This window comes from Paraburkholderia sp. RL17-368-BIF-A (assembly GCF_046054045.1).
Lineage (GTDB): Bacteria > Pseudomonadota > Gammaproteobacteria > Burkholderiales > Burkholderiaceae > Paraburkholderia > Paraburkholderia graminis.
On the sequence record NZ_JARESN010000003.1, the window covers coordinates 231,020 to 249,370 of the forward strand.

An 18,351-nucleotide genomic window follows, 5' to 3' on the forward strand; every position below is an offset into this window, starting at 1 on the left:
GCTCACTGGTTTCCTCCGGCGCGCATCGCATCGGAGATGCGGGTGTCGAGCGCGTTGCGCAGCGCGTCGCCCATGAAGGTCAGCAGCAACAGCATCGCGACCAGCACTCCGAAGGTCGACAACGAAATCCACCACGCGTCGAGATTCGCCTTGCCCTGCGCGAGCAGCTCGCCAAGGCTCGGCGTCGGCGAAGGCACGCCAAGGCCAAGAAAGTCGAGACTGGTCAGCGCGAGAATCGAACCGCTCATGCGAAACGGCAGGAACGTAATCACCGGCGTCAGACTGTTGGGCAGCACGTGACGCCACATGATCTGCCAGTTGGATAGCCCCATCGCTTTCGCCGCACGCACGTAGTCCTGCTGACGGTTGCGCAAAAACTCCGCGCGCACATAGTCGGACAGACCGATCCAGCCGAACAACGAAAGCAGCACGATCAGCAGAATGAATCCCGGCTCGAAGATCGACGAGAAAATGATCAGCAGATAAAGCTCCGGCATCGCGCTCCATATTTCGATCAGGCGCTGACCGACGATATCAGTACGTCCTCCGAAATAACCTTGCACGGCGCCCGCCGCGATGCCGAGTATCGTGCCGATGAAAGTCAGCACGAGGCCGAATTCCACCGAGACGCGAAAGCCGTACAGCAGACGGGCGAACAGATCGCGGCCGCGGTCGTCGGTACCGAGCCAGTTTTCACGCGAAGGCGGCGCCGGGTTGGGCGCTTTCGAAAAATAGTTCAGCGTGTCGTAGTAGTAATGGTTCGGCGGATACACGGCGAAATTACCCGGCGCGTCAAAACGCTGCTTGATATAAGGATCGAGATAATCCGCGGGCGCGGGGAAATCGCCGCCGAAGGTCGTTTCCGCGTAGGTGTTGAAAAGCGGGAAATACAGATGGCCGTCGTAGCGCACCACGAGCGGTTTGTCGTTCGACCAAAGCGGCCCCGCGAGACTCGCCGCGAAGGCCACAACGAACACGATCAGGCTCCAGTAACCAAGACGCTGTTGGCGAAAGCGCTGCCATATGCGGCGCGCGGGCGAAGGCGAGACGAACGCGCGCGCGGGTTCGACGCGCGCTGCTGCATCGGCTGAGAGGCGGGCTCGATTCATCAGCGTTCCAGTTGTTCGAATTGGATGCGGGGATCGACCCACACATAGCAAAGATCGGAAATGAGCTTCGTCGCGAGACCGATCAGCGTGAAGAGATAGAGCGTGCCGAGCACGACCGGATAGTCGCGCCGCACGACCGACTCGTACGACAGCAAGCCGAGACCATCGAGCGAAAAGAGCGTCTCGATCAGCAAACTGCCCGTGAAAAAGGCGCCGATAAACGCTGCGGGAAAACCGACGATCAGCGGCAGCATCGCGTTGCGAAACACGTGCTTCCACAGCACGCGTTTCTCCGAGAGACCTTTGGCGCGCGCGGTCAGCACGTATTGCTTGCGAATCTCGTCGAGAAAGGCATTCTTCGTGAGCATCGTGACGACCGCAAAACTGCCCACCACCGAAGCCGTGATCGGCAACGCGATATGCCACAGGTAATCGAGCACCTTGCCTACGACGCTCAATTGCGCCCAGTTATCCGACGTGAGATTGCGCAACGGGAAAAGCTGCAGGAACGTGCCGCCGCCGAACAGCACGAGCAGCAGCACGCCGAGCACGAAGCCCGGGATCGCATAACCGATCAGCACGACGAGACTCGTCGCGATGTCGAAGCGCGAGCCGTTGCGCACCGCTTTCGAAATGCCGAGCGGCACCGAAATCAGATACGTGAGAAAAAACGTCCATAAACCGATGCTGATCGACACCGGCAACTTGGACACGATCAGCGACCACACGCTCTGATGGCGGAAATAGCTCTGTCCGAGGTCGAACGTGGAGAAGCGCTTGAGCATCAGCACATAGCGCTCGAGCGGCGGTTTGTCGAAACCGTAGAGCGCCTTGAGTTGCGCGATCTGCTGCGCGTCCACGCCGCTGTGCGCGCGCAGGCCGAACGGCGCCGCGCCCTCGGCGCCCTTGCGCAGTTCATGCTGCATCTGTTCGACAGGACCGCCCGGCACGAACTGGATCACGACGAAGGTCAGCGTCAGCACGCCGAGCAAAGTCGGGATCATCAGCAGCAGGCGTTTGAGAATGTAGCTCCACATGGCGGGCGTTCCGTTGCGAGGGCGGTGTGTGAATGACGATAGCGTGCACGTTCAATGCGGTCGATTACTGCGGCTTCGCCTGACTCGCCGCTTGCGGCTCTGCGAACCACCACGTCGACGTGATCCAGCCTTCCGCGCCATAGTACAGGGGCAGCGTCGACGGCCAGGCCAGCCCGCGCTTGAACGCCACGCGATGCGTCGCGCTGTACCAGTGCGGCACCACATAATAGCCATGCATCAGCACGCGATCGAGCGCATGCGTCGCATCCAGCAGTTGCTCGCGCGTTTGCGCCTGCACGAGCGCGCGCAGGATTGCATCGACGGCCGGCGACTTCAAGCCGATTACGTTGTCCGAGCCGTGGGTATCCGCTGCCTTGCTGCCGAAGCGCTCGATCTGCTCGGAACCTGGCACCTGCACGTCGGGCATGCGAATCGTCGTGGTGTCGAAGTCGAACGCGTCGAGGCGCTTCTGATACACCGCAAAATCCGCCACGCGAAACGTTGCCGTAATGCCGAGCTTTTTCAGGTTCCGAATGAAGGTCGCGACGATCGGCTCCATTTGCCCAGCCGATCCGGAGTCGTCGAGTATCTCGAACTCGAACGGCTCGCCTTTCGCGTTGCGCAGCGCGCCGTCGCGATAGGTCCATCCGGCCTCTTGCAACAACGCGCGGGCTTGCAGCAGATTCGCGCGCAAAGAGCCCGGCGGATCGGTGTCGGGCTGCTTCGGCGGCGGCCCGAAAACCGCAGGGTCGAGCTTCGCGCGCCACGGCTCGAGCAGCGCCAGTTCACCGGGCGAAGGCAGTCCCTTTGCCTGCAGATCGGTGTTGGCGAAGAAACTGTCGATACGGCTGTACTGATTGAAGAACAACTGCCGGTTCAGCCACTGGAAATCGAGCGCGAGATCGAGTGCCTTGCGCACGCGCACGTCCTGGAACAACGGCCGTCGCGTGTTCAGCATGAAGCCCTGCATGCCGGTGCCGTTGTGCTGCGGGAACACCTTCTTGATCAGTTCGCCGCTATCGAACCGCTTCCCAACATCGCGCCGCACCCAGTTACGCGCGACATACTCGACGAGTGCATCGTATTCGCCCGCCTTGAAGGCTTCGAGCCGCGCGACGCTATCGGAATACAGCTTGTAGACGATGCGATCGAAGTTGTACATGCCCACGCGCACCGGCAGCGCCGCGCCCCAGTAATCGGGGTTGCGTCGATAGGCGATGGTGCGCCCGTTGTCGTAGCGTTCGATCAGATACGGACCACTGCCAATGGGTTTTTCGAACGCGAGCTGATCGAACGGAATATGGCTGCCGTCGGCTTTCATCCCCCACTTGCGCGAGAACACGGGCATGCCGCCCGCGAGCAGCGGCAACTCGCGATTGCGCTGGTGAAATTCGAAGCGCACCGTCTGCGGATCGACGACGACCGCGCGCACGATCTGACCGAAGATCGACATGAACTGCGGCGCGGCTTGCGGACTCTTGAGCGTGTCGAGCGAATACTTGACGTCGTCCGCGGTAACGGGATCGCCGTTCGAAAAGCGCGCGCGCGGGTTGATATGGAAGGTGGCCGACAGACCGTCCGGTGCAACCTTGATGTCGTCGGCGAGCAAGCCGTAGGCGGACGCCACTTCGTCGCTGCTACCGGTCGTCAGGCTTTCGAACAGCAGGTCGACGCCGGGCGCGGTATTGCCGCGCAGCGTGAACGGATTGAATTTATCGAAGCTGGTCAGGCGGCTCGGATTGGCCAGCACGAGCGTGCCGCCCTTCGGCGCATCCGGGTTGACGTAGCCAAAATGCTTGAAGCCGGCCGGATACTTGGGCTCGCCGTACTGCGCGATTGCATACACCGCGTGAGCCTGCGGCGCCGCGAAGAGACCTACCGCAGCGACCACGCCACACCCTATCGCGACGCAGGCTTTGCGCGATGACCGCGATGCAACGGTCGGACCGACACGCGAGCGCCTCGAAGTAACGCGTCGAATAACGTATTGGATAACACATTGAAGCGCACGAGGCGATGGAACCCGTCGCGAGCCAGTTGTCATAAGCGCCTTTGGTCAGTGGGCAATTGCGTGGTGAGGGAATTCTACCGAATAAACTCACGCCAACTGTAGGTTCGCTGGCCACATCGCCGACGCGCGAAGGCATAAAAAAAACCGCCCGTTGGGGCGGTTCGGTTTGTCTCGTCGCTGAAGCTAAAGGCGCTAACGACGCTAAAGATTCGCGGCTGCCGTTCAATGCCAGCCGCGGCCGTGATCGTAGTGATCGCGGCGATAGTCATAGCGGCCCGGCGGATGATGGCGATACCAGTCGTCGCGCGCCCAGTAGCGGCGGCCGTCCCAGTAGCGGTCGCCATGCCAGCCGATCACGACGGCCGGCGCGCCGTAATACACCGGCGCCGGCTGATACACGACGGGCGGCGGGGGCGGCGGAGGCGGCGCATAAACGGGAGCCGGCGCCACGTAGACCGGCGCGGGAATGCCGATATTGACACCGATATTGACGCCGCCGGCCATGGCTGCACCCGACGCGCCCAACGCGATAACCCCGAGAAGAAGCGGAACAAAACGAGCGGACTTCATCGATCACCCTTTGGAAGAATGTGTTGTTGGCGGAAATATAGCGCAACCCCGCAAGCCGCGTATTTCAACTTTGTAATAACTGATGCATAAGATCGCAGCATCGGTCTGACGTTACTTCCGGTTACATCCTAGGCGGTTCCGAGTAGGTGAACGCAGCGAGTGGAAAGCCAGGGCAAAGGCGCGCATGCCTGCTTTTGCGGTCTCTGCAGTCGTCGAAATACATAGGATGGCGAATTATTATGCCGTTTAAGCCGCCTGCGGCCCGGCGGCGGTCCCCTGCCCGCTTGCTGACGCACGCGGGCATGAGCGGGCGCTGCACGGCGGCGACCACGCCGATCGTCAATGAACATTACATGTTCGAAAGAACATTTTAATCGCCCTTTGATAAGAAAGCAGTCGTCGGACTTCATTACGGCCGCACGACCGCGTCACCCATATACTCACGTTAAATCCGGCCATACAGCGCTACAAACAATGGTTTTCCCTAGTATGAAACAGCTTTCTCAGTGATACGATGACTGACACTAAACGCCGATAAATGTTCGAATTCGCGCATTGCCGCGTCAGCGGCCGGCCACCGGACATGCGGGCACGGAGACAGACTTTGAAGACAATCATTGGTTTGCGCTGGTGGATCATCGCTCTCGTATGTCTTGGGACGATCGTCAATTACCTGTCGCGCAACGCGCTCGGCGTGATGGCCCCCGAGTTGATGAAGCTCATGCACATGAGCACGCAGCAGTACTCGTATGTGGTCGGCGCGTTCCAGGTGGGCTACACGGTCATGCAGCCGGTGTGCGGTCTCATCATCGATCTGATCGGTCTGCGCCTGGGCTTCGCCCTCTTTGCGTGCCTCTGGTCGCTCACGGGCGTGCTGCACGGCTTCGCGAGCGGCTGGTTCTCGCTTGCCGCGCTGCGCGGTCTGATGGGCCTCACTGAAGCCGTCGCGATTCCGGCCGGCATGAAAGTGGTCGCCGAATGGTTTCCGAATCGCGAGAAGTCGGTTGCGGTCGGTTACTTCAATGCAGGCACGTCGCTCGGCTCTTTGCTTGCGCCTCCGCTCGTCGTGTTCCTCTCGCTTCGTTACGGATGGCAAAGCGCGTTCGCCGTGACGGGCGCGCTCGGCTTCATCTGGGCCGCGGCGTGGTACACGTTGTACCGTTCGCCGGCCGAGCATGCGCACATCGGCGAGGCCGAACGCCAAACCATCATCAGCGGACAGACGCCGCCGGCCGCGCGGCGCAGCAGCATTCGCGAAGTGCTGCGCACGCGCCGCTTCTGGGCAATCGCGCAAGCGCGCTTTTTCGCCGAGCCCGCATGGCAGACCTTCAGCTTCTGGATTCCGCTTTACCTCGCCACGCAGCGCCATATGGATCTGAAACAGATCGCGCTGTTCGCGTGGCTGCCGTTCCTCGCGGCTGACCTGGGCGGTCTGTTCGGCGGCTATCTGTCACCGTTCCTGATGAAGCATCTGCGCGTGCCGCTGATCTGGTCGCGCATTGCAGGCGTCGCGCTCGGCGCATTGATGATGCTCGGGCCCGCCTGCATCGGTCTCGTTGCTTCGCCATACGAAGCAATCGCACTTTTCTGCGTCGGCGGCTTTGCGCATCAGATGATCTCCGCGCTCGTCAATACGCTCGCCGCCGATGTCTTCGATCCGGGCGAAGTCGGCACCGTCGCGGGTTTCGCGGGCATGTCCGCGTGGATCGGCGGCCTCGGCTTCTCGCTGCTGGTGGGCGCGCTCGCGGACACCATCGGCTATACGCCGCTCTTTGGCGCGCTCGGCGCTTTCGACATCATCGGCGCGACGCTGCTGATCATCCTGATGCGCGGTGTTTCGCGCGATGCACGTCCGCGCGAAGCCGATGCGGCCTCGAATGCAGCGGCGTGATTTCATCGAGAACTCATCATGCGCTCAATCACGAATCTGAAGCATCCGCCGCGCTTCGCGCTGGCGTCTCACGAAGGCAATCGCATCGTTCTCGCTTCCCCCGCGAATTGCCGGATCGAACTCTTCGTTCTTGCCGAAGACATCATCCGCGTGCTGGTGTTGCCGGACGGCGAACTGCATGGCCCGCGCACCTGGGCGATCGCGCCCGGCGCGGAAGACGTTGCGCTCGAAGGCCGCGAGCGCCGCGATATGAGCGGCTTCACGCCGCCGCCCTTTCACGTATCGAACGACGGCGCGCAACTCGTCGTGCAAACGGCGTGCATCCGTCTGCGCGTGGCGCTTAACGGCGGCTTCTGTGCGTGGGACATTCTGCGCGGCGCCAAATGGCATTGCGTGATGAACGACCGCAAGACGCAGGCGTACAACTTCGGCTGGTGGGACGAGCGCGTTTATCACTACGTCGAGCGGCGCAAGGACGAGATTTACGTCGGCCTCGGCGAGCGAGCCGGCTCGCTCGATCGCGCGGAGCAGTCGTACGAGATGCGCAATATCGACGCGATGGGCTACAACGCGCGCACGACCGATCCGCTCTACAAGCACATTCCGTTTTACGTGACGTGGCAGCCGCAAACGTCGACGGGCTTCGGGCTCTTTTACGACACGCTCGCCGATTGCCGCTTCGACATGGGCCGCGAACTCGACAACTATCACGGCCACTATCGCCATTTCGTCGCCGAGCATGGCGACCTCGACTATTACTTCATCGCGTCGGCTGATACGCCGTTGCACGCGGTGCGCCGCTTTACGTGGCTCACCGGACGTCCCGCGTGGATGCCGAAATGGGGACTCGGCTATTCGGGCTCGACGATGAGCTACACCGACGCGCCGGACGCACAGCAACGCATGGGCGAATTCATCGACCGATGCAGCGAACACGACGTGTTGTGCGATTCGTTCCACCTGTCGTCGGGCTATACGTCGATCGGCGCGAAGCGCTACGTCTTCAACTGGAATCACGAGAAGTTTCCGGACATCGACGGCTTCGTCAACGGTTACCTGGAACACGGCGTGCGTCTGTGCGCGAACATCAAGCCGTGCCTGCTGCAAGACCACCCTGCATTCGAAGAAGCCGCGAAGGCCGGCCTGCTGATCGAGTCGCGCGACGGCGAACCCGCGTGGGTGCAGTTCTGGGACGAAGTCGGCGCGTACCTCGACTTCACCAATCCCGACACGATCGACTGGTGGAAGTCGCGGGTGAAAGAAAGCCTGCTGAAACACGGCATCGCTGCAACCTGGAACGACAACAACGAGTTCGAAATCTGGACACGCGACGCCATCGCGCGCGGCTTCGGCAACGCGTATCCGGCGCACCACGCGAAGGTGCTGCAAACGCAGTTGATGATGCGAGCCTCGCGCGACGCGCAACGCGAATTCGCCCCTGAACGCAGGCCTTTTCTCGTTTCGCGTTCGGGCGGCGTGGGCATGCATCGGTATGTTCAGACGTGGTCGGGCGATAACTACACGTCGTGGGAAACGCTGCGTTTCAATCTGAAGATGGGTCTTGGTCTCGCGATGTCCGGCGTGTCGAATAGCGGCCATGACATCGGCGGATTCTCGGGCCCCGCTCCCGGTCCCGAACTGTTCGCGCGCTGGGTCGCGTTCGGCATCTTCCTGCCGCGCTTTAGCATCCATTCGTGGAATGACGACGGCACCGTCAACGAGCCGTGGATGTACCCGGAAGTCACTCCGCAGATCGCCGCGCTCATCAAGCTGCGCTATCGGCTGATTCCGTATCTGTACGAGTTGCTCTGGCAATCGCACAGTGCCTACGAGCCGGTTTTGCGGCCCATGTTCGCCGAGTTTCCGCATGACCCGCGTTGTCTCGTCGATGGCGACGACATGATGCTCGGCTCGTCGATGCTGGTCGCGCCCGTGGTGGATGCCGGTCAAGCGACGCGCGACGTCTATCTGCCCACGGGAACGCGCTGGGTGTCGTACTGGAGCGGCGAATCGTTCGACGGCGGCCAGAGCGTGACACTGCCCGCACCGTTCGAGCAACCGGTCATGTTGTTGCGCGAAGGCAGTGTGATCGCATTGAACATTGCCGAGCAGCACTTCGGTCACTCCGCCGACGAACGCGCGTTCATCGCCGTGCCTTACCTGGGCGCAGGCACAGCAAATGGCGGCGCGATCGAAGACGACGGCGAAAGCGAAGCCTGGCGCTCGGGCGCGCAAGGCCGCTGGAACGTGACGATTGCGAGCGACGCCGCGACGCTGCGCGTTGCCATAGAACGCGAAGGCGCGATGCCGCACACGCAGAACGAAGTCCGTCTGTTCGTGCCTGCACACGAAACGCGACCGGTCACGTGCACACGCGGCACGCTGCTTAACGACGAATCCGCCGACGGCTGGCGATGCCTGACCATTTCCCTCGCGCCCTGAAACGCGCGCTATTCCGTTGCATCACACAACACCGAAAACACCGAAAGACTGGACCGGAGACTTCTCACCATGAATTCATCGAAGCGCGCACGGACCCGCGCGGTCATGTCGTGCCTGCCGCTCGCGGGCGCATTGCTGTCGAGCGGCGCATCGGCACAAAGCAGCGTCACGCTATACGGCGTGGTGGACAACGCGTTCACCTATGTCAGCAATCAGCGCGGCCATGCGAACTTCTATATGAGCCAGGGCAATCTGCAAGCAAGCAAATTCGGCCTGCTCGGCGCGGAAGATCTCGGCGGCGGCACCAAGGCGATTTTCCGGCTTGAAAGCGGCTTCAACTCGCTGACGGGCGCGCAGAGCAGTTCGGGTTTCATCTTCAACCGGCAGGCGTATGTGGGGCTCAGCAATGACCGCTATGGCACCGTGACGCTCGGCCGCCAGTACACGTCCTACTTCCAGATGGTCGGCGCACTAGGACCGACCGGCGTGCTGACCGGCGCAACAGGCGCGCATCCCGGCGACATCGACGCACTCGACACCACGCTACGCCTGAATAATTCGGTAACCTATCTATCGCCGACATTCGCAGGTCTGCAATTCAGCGCGCAATACGGGCTCGGCGGCGTGCCGGGCAGTGTCGCGAACGGTAGCCACTTCAGCGCGGCGTTCCGCTACGACTACAAACCGTTCGCCATCGCGGCGGGCTACGTCAAGCTCAAGGACATTGCGACGAGCGCCGCGCTCGGCACTTACGCGATCAATTCGCCGGTGAATAGCGGCTACGCGACGGCGCGCAGTGCGCAGTTGTTCGCGGCCGCGGCACGCTACACCGCGCAGGATCTGATGGTCGGCATCAACTATTCGAATGTGCAATACGCGCCGGGCCACGGCTCGCTGTTCGCAAGCGAAGGCGTGTTCAATACCTACGGCGTGATTTCGACCTACCGGATCACGCCGGCCGTGATTGTCGGCGCCGGCTACAGCTACACGCGGGCGAGCAAGGCGAACGGCGTCAGCGATCCCGCGCGCTATCACCAGATTTCGCTCGAACAGACGTACAGCCTTTCCCCTCGCACCACGCTCTACGCGCTCGAGGCGTATCAGCTCGCGCGAGGGAAGACGCTCGCCGCGGCGGGCAGCAGCGCGACGAGCATCATCGACGCGGTGGCCGTGGTCGGTGACTCGCAGAACACGACGCCGTCGTCGGGACCTTCGCAGTTCGTCGGCATGGTCGGCTTGAGGCACGCGTTCTAACTTTGCATCCGGGCACGATGCGCTGCCGGCGTTGCAGCGCATCTTCCGCGCTTTCATTCTTCTAACTCCGCGGCGAGAAATACAAAGCAGAAAAACTTGGTTTGATCGCAGACGACGTCTTACTAGACTCACATCGTCTTGTCATAACAAGTTTGAGCGATGTCGAAAACGACTCTCGTACCGCTGGGCGCCGACACTGCTCGCGCCTCCGTCTCCCCGCTTCCGCTGTACGCGCAGATCAAGGACGCGCTGCGCGAGCGCATTCTCGACGGCACGTATGCGCCGCATTCGCAGATGCCGTCCGAACACGAACTGTGCCGCAGATTCGCTGTGAGCCGCATCACCGTGCGCCAGGCGCTCGGCGATTTGCAGAAGGAAGGTCTGCTGTTCAAACTGCATGGCAAGGGCACCTTCGTCTCGAAGCCCAAGGCATTTCAGAACGTCACGTCGTTGCAAGGCTTTGCCGAAGCGATGTCGTCGATGGGCTATGAAATCGTCAACCAGTTGCGCAGTTTCAGAACGGTCGAAGCCAGCCGCCACATTGCGGCGCGCCTGAACATTGCGGAAGGCACACCTGTCACGGAGATTCATCGCGTGCGGCTGCTCAATCGCGAGCCCGTCTCGCTCGAACTGACGTGGGTGCCCGAAGCGCTGGGCAAGCGCCTCGCAAACGCGGACCTCGCGACGCGCGACATCTTCCTGATTGTCGAGAACGACTGCGGCGTGCCGCTCGGTCACGCCGATGTATCCATCGACGCGATTCTTGCCGACGCCGACATCGTCGATGCGTTGCGCGTCGAAGAAGGCAGCCCGGTATTGCGTATCGAGCGTCTCACGCACGACGCGTCGGGACAGCCTGTCGACTTCGAATATCTGTACTTTCGCGGCGACGCCTTCCAATACCGGCTGCGCGTGGACCGCGAGAAAGAACAGCAAAAACAACAGCAAAAACCCCTGCAAAAAAGCCCCAAAAACGCAACGGAGGCACGATGAATACCCATGTACTCGACTACGACGTCGTCGTGGTCGGCGGCGGCACGGCCGGCCCAATGGCCGCCGTCAAGGCGAAAGAACGCGATCCGTCTCTGAAGGTATTGCTGCTGGAAAAGGCCAACGTGAAGCGCAGCGGCGCGATCTCGATGGGCATGGACGGCCTGAACAACGCGGTGATTCCCGGCCACGCGACGCCCGAGCAGTACACACGCGAGATCACGATCGCGAACGACGGCATCGTGGATCAGGAGGCCGTGTACGCGTATGCACGCCATAGCTTCACGACGATCGAGGAACTCGACCGCTGGGGCGTAAAGTTCGAAAAGGACGGCAACGGCGACTACGCGGTCAAGAAAGTGCATCACATGGGTTCGTATGTGCTGCCGATGCCCGAAGGCCACGACATCAAGAAAGTGCTGTACAGGCAGCTCAAACGCGCGCGCGTCGCGATCACGAACCGCATCGTGGCGACGCGCCTGTTGACCGATTCGCAAGGCCGCGTGTGCGGCGTGCTCGGCTTCGATTGCCGCACCGCCGACTTTTACGTGGTGCGCGCGAAGGCCGTCGTGCTGAGTTGCGGCGCGGCCGGAAGACTCGGGTTGCCGGCGTCCGGCTATCTGATGGGCACCTACGAGAACCCGACGAATGCCGGCGACGGCTACGCGATGGCCTATCACGCCGGCGCCGCGCTCGCGAATCTGGAGTGCTTCCAGATCAATCCGCTCATCAAGGACTACAACGGCCCCGCGTGCGCGTATGTCACCGGTCCGCTCGGCGGCTTTACCGCGAATGGCAAGGGCGAGCGCTTTATCGAATGCGATTACTGGAGCGGCCAGATGATGTGGGAGTTTTATCAGGAACTGCAAAGCGGCAACGGCCCTGTGTTCCTGAAGCTCGACCATCTCGCGGAAGAAACCATTCAGACGATCGAACAGATTCTGCATACGAACGAGCGCCCGAGCCGCGGCCGCTTTCATGAGGGACGCGGCACCGATTACCGCAGCCAGATGATCGAGATGCACATTTCGGAGATCGGGTTTTGCAGCGGACACAGCGCGTCGGGCGTGTATGTGAACGCGCGCGCGGAAACCACCGTGCCGGGACTGTATGCTGCCGGCGACATGGCGGCCGTGCCGCACAACTACATGCTCGGCGCGTTCACGTATGGATGGTTCGCGGGGCACAACGCGGCGGACTACGTGGCGGGCCGCGAACATGCGGCCGTCGACGAAGAGCAGATCGACGCCGAGCGCGCGCGCATTTATGCACCGCTAGAGCGCAGCAACGGTCTCGCGCCCGCGCAGGTCGAATACAAGCTGCGCCGGATGGTGAACGACTACCTGCAGCCGCCGAAGGTCACACGCAAAATGGAAATCGGTCTACAGCGCTTTGCTGAAATCAGTTCGGATATCGAATCGATGTCGGCCACCAATCCGCACGAGTTGATGCGCGCTGCCGAAGTGCGCGCGATACGCGATTGCGCGGAAATGGCCGCACGTGCATCGCTTTTTCGCACCGAGAGCCGCTGGGGGCTTTACCACCATCGCGTGGATTACCCGCAGCGCGACGACGTGCAATGGTTCTGCCATACGCATTTGCGCAAGGACGCGAATGGCCGCATGACGAGCGAAAAGCGTGCGGTCGAGCCGTACATCGTCGCGCTCAACGAGAACGAACGCGACGCCTATCGCAACCTGCGGATCGGCGAGCCCGCGCTCGACGCCGCCACAGCCTGACGGAGCATGACGATGTCCTCGACGCCGCTTACATCACCGCCTACCGCCTTTACGCCACACGATATTTTCCAGCGCAGTTCAGCGCCCGTCACGATCGACGAAAGCAAGTGCATCGCCGAAAAAGGCTGCACGGTATGCGTCGACGTGTGCCCGCTGGATCTGCTCGCAATCGACATGACGAAGGGCAAGGCGTATATGCAATTCGACGAATGCTGGTACTGCATGCCTTGCGAGCAGGATTGCCCGACGGGCGCCGTCAAGGTGTCCATTCCGTATCTTCTGCGTTAAGCGATGCGCGGAATGTCTACTCTTCCATCACGTCCATTCATGACCGATTCGACCGATCCGAATGCTTCGCTCGATGCCGTTCCCGCGGAAGCCATCGCGCTGCTGTCTCGTCTCGCGTCCGAAGACGCCGTCGTGCGCCGGGTCGCGTTAATCGATCTCGCCGATCTCGAGGATGCCTGCGTGATCGAACCCATTGTCGATGCGCTACGGCGCGACGCGTCGCCTGAAGTGCGTAGCGAGGCGGCGCTCGTGCTGGCTTCGTGGGAGCGCGACGATGTGGTCGAGGCGCTGTGCGGCGCGTTACTCGACGGCGACGCGTCGGTGCGTGCGAATGCGGCGCAGAGCCTCTCCGAACTGAAGCACGCGTCCTCGGGCGCGATCCTGCTCGAGTGGCTCAAGCGTCCCGATTCGTTCATGCGCGCCGCGCTGTTGCGCGCGTTGCGCGAACTTCGCGTGGCCGATGCGTTCGCGCCTGCATTGCAGGCGCTCGCCGATGCGGACGCGAACGTGCGCGAGCAAGCCGTCGGCGTGTTGGGATGGTTGAAGAATCCGCTCGCGCTTGAACCGTTGGCGTCGCTCGCAACCAGCGACGCCGATGCTTCGATCCGGCGTGCCGCAGCAGCGGCGCTTGGCTTTGCGCCGCCCGCACATCGCGAGACGACCGCGGCGTTGCTCAGTGCGTTGCGCGACGACGCCTGGCAGGTACGCGAAGAGGCCGCGACGACGCTCGGCAAACTGCGCGCCGCCGAATCGCGCGAGGCTTTGGAGAAAGCACTCGACGACGCCTACTGGCAAGTGCGCTTGCGTGCGCTGCGCGCGCTCGGACAGATTGGCGACAGCGCGAGCGCGGCACGCGTCGCTCCCCTGCTGTCGCATTCGATCAGCAACGTGCGCAAGGAAGCCGCGCTCGCGCTAGGCGAGATCGGCAGCAGCGACGATGCGCCCACATTGTCCGCGCTCGAAGCAGCCGAGGCCGACGGCGATCCCGAAGTGCGCAAGGCGGCGCGAATCGCGCTGCGTCAAATCGCCGGGCGTCGGCCGTGAACATTCCAGACCATGTGGCGATCGACGCAAGCAGCGCGAGCCTGTCGATACGCTGGCCCGACGGCTCGGCCGCGCAGTTGCCGTTCGCCGCATTGCGCGCGGCGTGTATGTGCGCGCAGTGCCGCAAGCGCAAGTACGACGGGGAAGCTCCGTTGTCACGACCCGATGTGAAGCTGCTCGATGCGCGGCCGTCGGGCTATGGATTGCAACTCGTGTTCGACGATGGGCACGAGCGCGGGATTTTTCCGTGGGTCTATCTCGAGCGGCTCGCGAAAGGTGAGCGGAACGATGAGGTGTAAGTTGGGCACCACGAGACATATCGAAACGGCCACGGACGACCGGGCGTTACTCCGGCTGCTATGTGAGCGCCACTGTGTCGGGCGATTTCTCCGACCATACGCTGGCGAGTGACGCCCACCTTCACACCTGCAAAGCAGGCGCCCGTGGGTTATTTATTGTGCACCATTGGCGCTGACGTGCACGGACGACGTGGCTCCCTCCTCCGCTCCCCCACCCCCGCACAAAACGAAAATATCTTTTGCCTCATCTAATCTCGCCGACATTCCCAACTAGACTCCCCTACAGGCGAATCAAAATCAGCGGCGTCGAGGCCGGTTGAAAAACCAGGAGCACCTTTGCTCAACACCATTCTCAACGGGCTTCTGCCGGTCGCGTTCGTGATCATGCTGGGCTGGCTATCGGCGCGCATAGGCTTGCTGAAACATGGCGATGCAGACGTGTTCGCGACGCTCGTCATCCGTTTCGCACTACCCTTCGCGCTGTTCGAAGGCGCGGTCAGGACTTCGCCGGACAAGCTCCACAACGTGGGGTTCGCGCTATGCCTGACACTCGGACTGATGGGCACGTACGTGATTGCATTGGGGATCGGCCGATTCGTCTTCAGGCATGATCTGCGCACCGCCACCATGCAGGCGCTGGTGTGTGCATTTCCCGACATGGCCTATTTCGGCGCCCCGATTCTCGCCGCGGTGTTCGGGCCGGAAGGATTTCTGGCCGTGCTGGTCGGCAATCTCATCACGAGCCTGTTCATGCTGCCGCTGACGATAGTCCTGACCGGGCTCGGCAACAACAACGGAACGGCCGCCGAGCGGACGGACGTGCTGCGGGTGTTCCGGCAAAGCATTGCCCGCGCCGTCATCCATCCGATTGTGTGGCTGCCGGTCTCAGGCATGGTGCTGAGCTTTTGCCACGTCACGCTACCCGAACCGGTGCTAACTTCTGTCGGCCTCATTGCAAAGGCTGCCGGCGGCACGTCGCTGTTCGCGCTCGGGCTGATGCTTTACGGCGAGCGCTTCGTGATCAACGCCAACATCCTCGTGAATCTCGGCATCAAGAACTTCGTCCAGCCCGCGTTGATGGCACTCGGCGCCGTACTGTTCGGCGTAGTCGGCGCCCCCGCACATCAGGCCATCATTACGGGGGCCGTGCCGACCGCGACCGCCGCCGCCATGTTCGCGATCAAGAGCAACACCTACACACGCGACGCCACCGCAACGATTCTCGTCAGTACGATTCTCGGCGTGTTCACTGAGGGATTGCTGATCGCCTGCTTCTTTTGACGAGGCCAGCCAGCAATCCCCACACGTGAACGAACAGCCTCGCTCAAGATCGGCCCGCTGCCTAACGCAAGTTGGTGCGCGCCAGTTCGACGATCTCGTCGCCGCGTCCATTGAGGATCGCGCGCATCATGTAAAGGCTGAATCCCTTCGCTTGCGCCAACTCGATTTTGGGCGGCATCGCCAGTTCATGTTTGGCCGTGACGACGTCCACGAGCGCGGGCCCCGGATGATCGAATGCCTGCTTTAACGCAGCCGCCACATCTTCCGATTGCTCGACGCGCACACCGAAGATACCGGCACCCTTTGCGATCGCCGCGAAATCGGTTCTGGCCAGATCGACATTGGTATCGAGGTAGCCGGCCGCCTTCAGTTCCATCGAAACGAAGCCAAGCAGGCTGTTATTGAAGACCACGACCTTGATCGGCAAGTCTAGCTGCCGCGCGGTGAGCAGATCGCCGAGCAGCATCGACAGACCGCCGTCGCCGGACAGGGACACGACTTGCCGCCGCGGATGCGCCCCTTGCGCGCCGAGCGCCTGCGGCATCGCGTTGGCCATCGAGCCGTGATTGAAAGAGCCGTGCAACTGGCGCTTGCCGTTCATCGTCAGATAGCGCGCGGCCCAGACCGTGGGCGTGCCGACGTCGGCGGTAAAGATCGCGTCGTCGCTGGCGGCTTCGTCGATCATCTTCGCCAGATACTGCGGATGGATCGGCCGCCCTGGCCCCGCCGGCGTCGCCAGATCGTCCAGATCCTTGCGGGCCGACGCGTAATGCCTGCGCGCGTTGTCGATGAAACCGCGATCCGTTTTGCGTTGCAGCCTTGGCAGCGTCGCGGCGACGGTCTCTTTCACCGTGCCCACGAGCCCGAGCGCGAGCGGCGCACGGCGGCCGAGCCGTGAGCCTTTCCAGTCCACCTGAATGATTTTCGCGTGAGCGGGATAGAAAGGACGGTAGGGAAAGTCGCAGCCGAGCAGCAACAAGGTGTCGCACGACATCATCGCGTGATAGCCCGAGCTGAAGCCGATCAGCCCGGTCATGCCGACGTCGTAAGGGTTGTCGTATTCGATGAACTGCTTGCCGCGCAACGCGTGAACGATCGGCGCACCGAGCGTATCGGCAAGCGCCACGACCTCGTCGTGCGCGCCTTGCGTGCCGCTGCCGCACATGATCGTCACGGCGTCGGACGCATTCAGGAGCGCCGCGAGACGATCCAGGTCTTCTTCCGCGGGCAGGATTCGCGGCGCGGCGCTTTCCGTCCACGACACTGGCTCGGCCGGGCCTTCGCTCAGCGCGACGTCGCCGGGCAGCACGATCACCGCGACGCCGCGCTCCTCGATCGCCGTGCGCATCGCGCGGGCGAGCACGCGCGGAAACTGCGCGGCCGACGACACCACTTCCACATAGTGACTGCACTCCTTGAACAACTCCTGCGGGTGCGTTTCCTGAAAGTAACCGAGGCCGATTTCACTCGAAGGAATGTGCGCCGCAATGGCCAGCACGGGCTGATGATTGCGGTGGCAATCGAACAGACCGTTGATCAGATGCAGATTGCCCGGACCGCAACTGCCCGCGCACACCGCGAGGCGCCCGCTCGAAGCCGCGTCGGCGCCGGCCGCGAAAGCGGCGGCTTCCTCGTGACGCGTATGCATCCAGCGTATCGAGCCGACTTCATCGAGGCTGTAGGCGAGCCCGTTCAGACTGTCGCCGGTCACACCCCAGATTCGCTCGACGCCCGCTGCGGCAAGCGTTCTCGCGAGGTATCCGGCAATCGTGTTACTGGCCATGCTTGACTCCTTTTCAGTGAATGAAGACTGGCGGCAAGCAATGACGGGACCGCGGCATTGCCATGCCGAATTCATAACCTACGAGACCGTCGCAAACAAGTCCTGAATCACGCCTGAAAACAACTGAAGCCGGTGCGTGAATCGTCACGGCGCGGTGGTCGGTTGCAGCGGCGCCATCAACTCTAGCGCCGATTCGAGAATCATGGCGTGCGCGTTGACGGGTTCCGGGTTCGACCGCCAGGGATGATAAATACGATCGCCGCGACGAATCCGTTGTCCGGTCAGGACACACACGCCTGAAACCTTGGCGCCGGCCACTCGCCATATCTGCGCGCCGTAGAAGCAGCTCGTGGAATCGCGCCACTGAATCGTGACGGCGGAGGGCGAGGTTCGCTCGATCAGACTCACGACAGGTCGGGCAGCACAGTTCACGTTCGAGTACGCGTCTGAACGACACGGCGTCATACGCTCGTGCGCGGAAGTTCTTCGCCCAGCGCACTCCTCGCATCGCGATCCGGATAAAAGCAGATGTATCGTCTGCGCCCACGGGTCCACTCGCTTGGTCATGATCAAGTGCGCTCTCCAGTAGAAGACACGTCGGGTGAAGGGAACA

The 18,351-nt window shown here is 62.2% G+C and carries 15 protein-coding genes; 9 read left to right on the plus strand and 6 right to left on the minus strand.

Features of this window, described 5'->3' with window-relative positions:
* Positions 1-2: 2 nt before the first annotated feature.
* From P0D87_RS07015 to P0D87_RS07030, 4 genes are all read right to left on the minus strand, one after another.
* Positions 3-1,109, minus strand: a complete 1,107-nt coding sequence (locus tag P0D87_RS07015) for an ABC transporter permease (protein ID WP_006053091.1) — start codon at positions 1,107-1,109, stop codon at positions 3-5.
* Entirely contained in the window at positions 1,109-2,146 is a 1,038-nt protein-coding gene (locus P0D87_RS07020) for a microcin C ABC transporter permease YejB (protein ID WP_053858284.1), read from the minus strand. Before P0D87_RS07020 ends, P0D87_RS07015 begins: the two co-directional genes overlap by 1 nt.
* Before the next feature lie 64 nt (positions 2,147-2,210).
* Positions 2,211-4,037, minus strand: coding sequence for an extracellular solute-binding protein (locus P0D87_RS07025; RefSeq protein ID WP_408636769.1), 1,827 nt, complete (start codon positions 4,035-4,037; stop codon positions 2,211-2,213).
* Positions 4,038-4,379: 342 nt separating this feature from the next.
* Positions 4,380-4,727 (minus strand): hypothetical protein, encoded by a 348-nt coding sequence (locus P0D87_RS07030; protein ID WP_006053088.1) that lies wholly within the window; start codon positions 4,725-4,727, stop codon positions 4,380-4,382.
* Between the two features lie 604 nt (positions 4,728-5,331).
* Here P0D87_RS07030 and P0D87_RS07035 point away from each other — a divergent pair.
* The 9 genes from P0D87_RS07035 (at position 5,332) to P0D87_RS07075 (ending at position 15,955) form a co-directional block, all read left to right on the plus strand.
* Positions 5,332-6,618, plus strand: coding sequence for an MFS transporter (locus P0D87_RS07035; protein ID WP_006053087.1), 1,287 nt, complete (start codon positions 5,332-5,334; stop codon positions 6,616-6,618).
* 18 nt (positions 6,619-6,636) lie between these two features.
* Positions 6,637-9,060, plus strand: coding sequence for a glycoside hydrolase family 31 protein (locus P0D87_RS07040; protein ID WP_053858285.1), 2,424 nt, complete (start codon positions 6,637-6,639; stop codon positions 9,058-9,060).
* 69 nt (positions 9,061-9,129) lie between these two features.
* Complete coding sequence (locus P0D87_RS07045; RefSeq protein WP_053858286.1) at positions 9,130-10,314, plus strand: porin; 1,185 nt, start codon at positions 9,130-9,132, stop codon at positions 10,312-10,314.
* Between the two features lie 159 nt (positions 10,315-10,473).
* Positions 10,474-11,307 carry a GntR family transcriptional regulator gene (locus P0D87_RS07050; protein ID WP_053858287.1) on the plus strand — a complete coding sequence of 278 codons (834 nt, stop codon included), beginning with the start codon at positions 10,474-10,476 and terminating at the stop codon, positions 11,305-11,307.
* The gene (locus P0D87_RS07055) at positions 11,304-13,043 is read left to right on the plus strand and encodes a fumarate reductase/succinate dehydrogenase flavoprotein subunit (RefSeq protein WP_053858288.1); all 1,740 of its coding nucleotides are present in this window, start codon (positions 11,304-11,306) and stop codon (positions 13,041-13,043) included. The genes P0D87_RS07050 and P0D87_RS07055 overlap by 4 nt, the downstream gene beginning before the upstream one ends.
* Before the next feature lie 12 nt (positions 13,044-13,055).
* On the plus strand, positions 13,056-13,331 hold the full coding sequence (locus P0D87_RS07060) for a 4Fe-4S dicluster domain-containing protein (protein WP_053858289.1): 276 nt from the start codon (positions 13,056-13,058) through the stop codon (positions 13,329-13,331).
* A 39-nt stretch (positions 13,332-13,370) separates the two neighbouring features.
* A complete protein-coding gene (locus P0D87_RS07065) occupies positions 13,371-14,375 on the plus strand; it encodes a HEAT repeat domain-containing protein (protein WP_053858290.1) in 1,005 nt (334 codons plus the stop codon).
* Positions 14,372-14,674 (plus strand): gamma-butyrobetaine hydroxylase-like domain-containing protein, encoded by a 303-nt coding sequence (locus tag P0D87_RS07070; RefSeq protein WP_053858291.1) that lies wholly within the window; start codon positions 14,372-14,374, stop codon positions 14,672-14,674. Before P0D87_RS07065 ends, P0D87_RS07070 begins: the two co-directional genes overlap by 4 nt.
* Positions 14,675-15,010: 336 nt before the next feature.
* Positions 15,011-15,955 (plus strand): AEC family transporter, encoded by a 945-nt coding sequence (locus P0D87_RS07075; protein ID WP_053858292.1) that lies wholly within the window; start codon positions 15,011-15,013, stop codon positions 15,953-15,955.
* Between the two features lie 61 nt (positions 15,956-16,016).
* Here the strand turns inward: P0D87_RS07075 and poxB are convergent, their stop codons facing one another.
* Together poxB and P0D87_RS07085 are read right to left on the minus strand one after the other, a co-directional pair.
* Positions 16,017-17,738: a ubiquinone-dependent pyruvate dehydrogenase gene (gene poxB, locus P0D87_RS07080; protein ID WP_029970807.1), complete on the minus strand. Its 1,722-nt coding sequence runs from the start codon at positions 17,736-17,738 to the stop codon at positions 16,017-16,019.
* 144 nt (positions 17,739-17,882) lie between these two features.
* Positions 17,883-18,305 (minus strand): DUF3331 domain-containing protein, encoded by a 423-nt coding sequence (locus P0D87_RS07085; protein WP_082367060.1) that lies wholly within the window; start codon positions 18,303-18,305, stop codon positions 17,883-17,885.
* Between the last annotated feature and the right edge of the window lie 46 nt (positions 18,306-18,351).

Bases quoted from the DNA above. Each gene is read 5' to 3' on its own strand.
- P0D87_RS07015 (WP_006053091.1), bottom strand. From the start codon at position 1,109: ATGAATCGAGCCCGCCTCTCAGCCGATGCAGCAGCGCGCGTCGAACCC.
- P0D87_RS07020 (WP_053858284.1), bottom strand. From the start codon at position 2,146: ATGTGGAGCTACATTCTCAAACGCCTGCTGCTGATGATCCCGACTTTG.
- P0D87_RS07030 (WP_006053088.1), bottom strand. From the start codon at position 4,727: ATGAAGTCCGCTCGTTTTGTTCCGCTTCTTCTCGGGGTTATCGCGTTG.
- P0D87_RS07040 (WP_053858285.1), top strand. From the start codon at position 6,637: ATGCGCTCAATCACGAATCTGAAGCATCCGCCGCGCTTCGCGCTGGCG.
- P0D87_RS07045 (WP_053858286.1), top strand. From the start codon at position 9,130: ATGAATTCATCGAAGCGCGCACGGACCCGCGCGGTCATGTCGTGCCTG.
- P0D87_RS07050 (WP_053858287.1), top strand. From the start codon at position 10,474: ATGTCGAAAACGACTCTCGTACCGCTGGGCGCCGACACTGCTCGCGCC.
- P0D87_RS07055 (WP_053858288.1), top strand. From the start codon at position 11,304: ATGAATACCCATGTACTCGACTACGACGTCGTCGTGGTCGGCGGCGGC.
- P0D87_RS07060 (WP_053858289.1), top strand. From the start codon at position 13,056: ATGTCCTCGACGCCGCTTACATCACCGCCTACCGCCTTTACGCCACAC.
- P0D87_RS07065 (WP_053858290.1), top strand. From the start codon at position 13,371: ATGACCGATTCGACCGATCCGAATGCTTCGCTCGATGCCGTTCCCGCG.
- poxB (WP_029970807.1), bottom strand. From the start codon at position 17,738: ATGGCCAGTAACACGATTGCCGGATACCTCGCGAGAACGCTTGCCGCA.
- P0D87_RS07085 (WP_082367060.1), bottom strand. From the start codon at position 18,305: ATGACCAAGCGAGTGGACCCGTGGGCGCAGACGATACATCTGCTTTTA.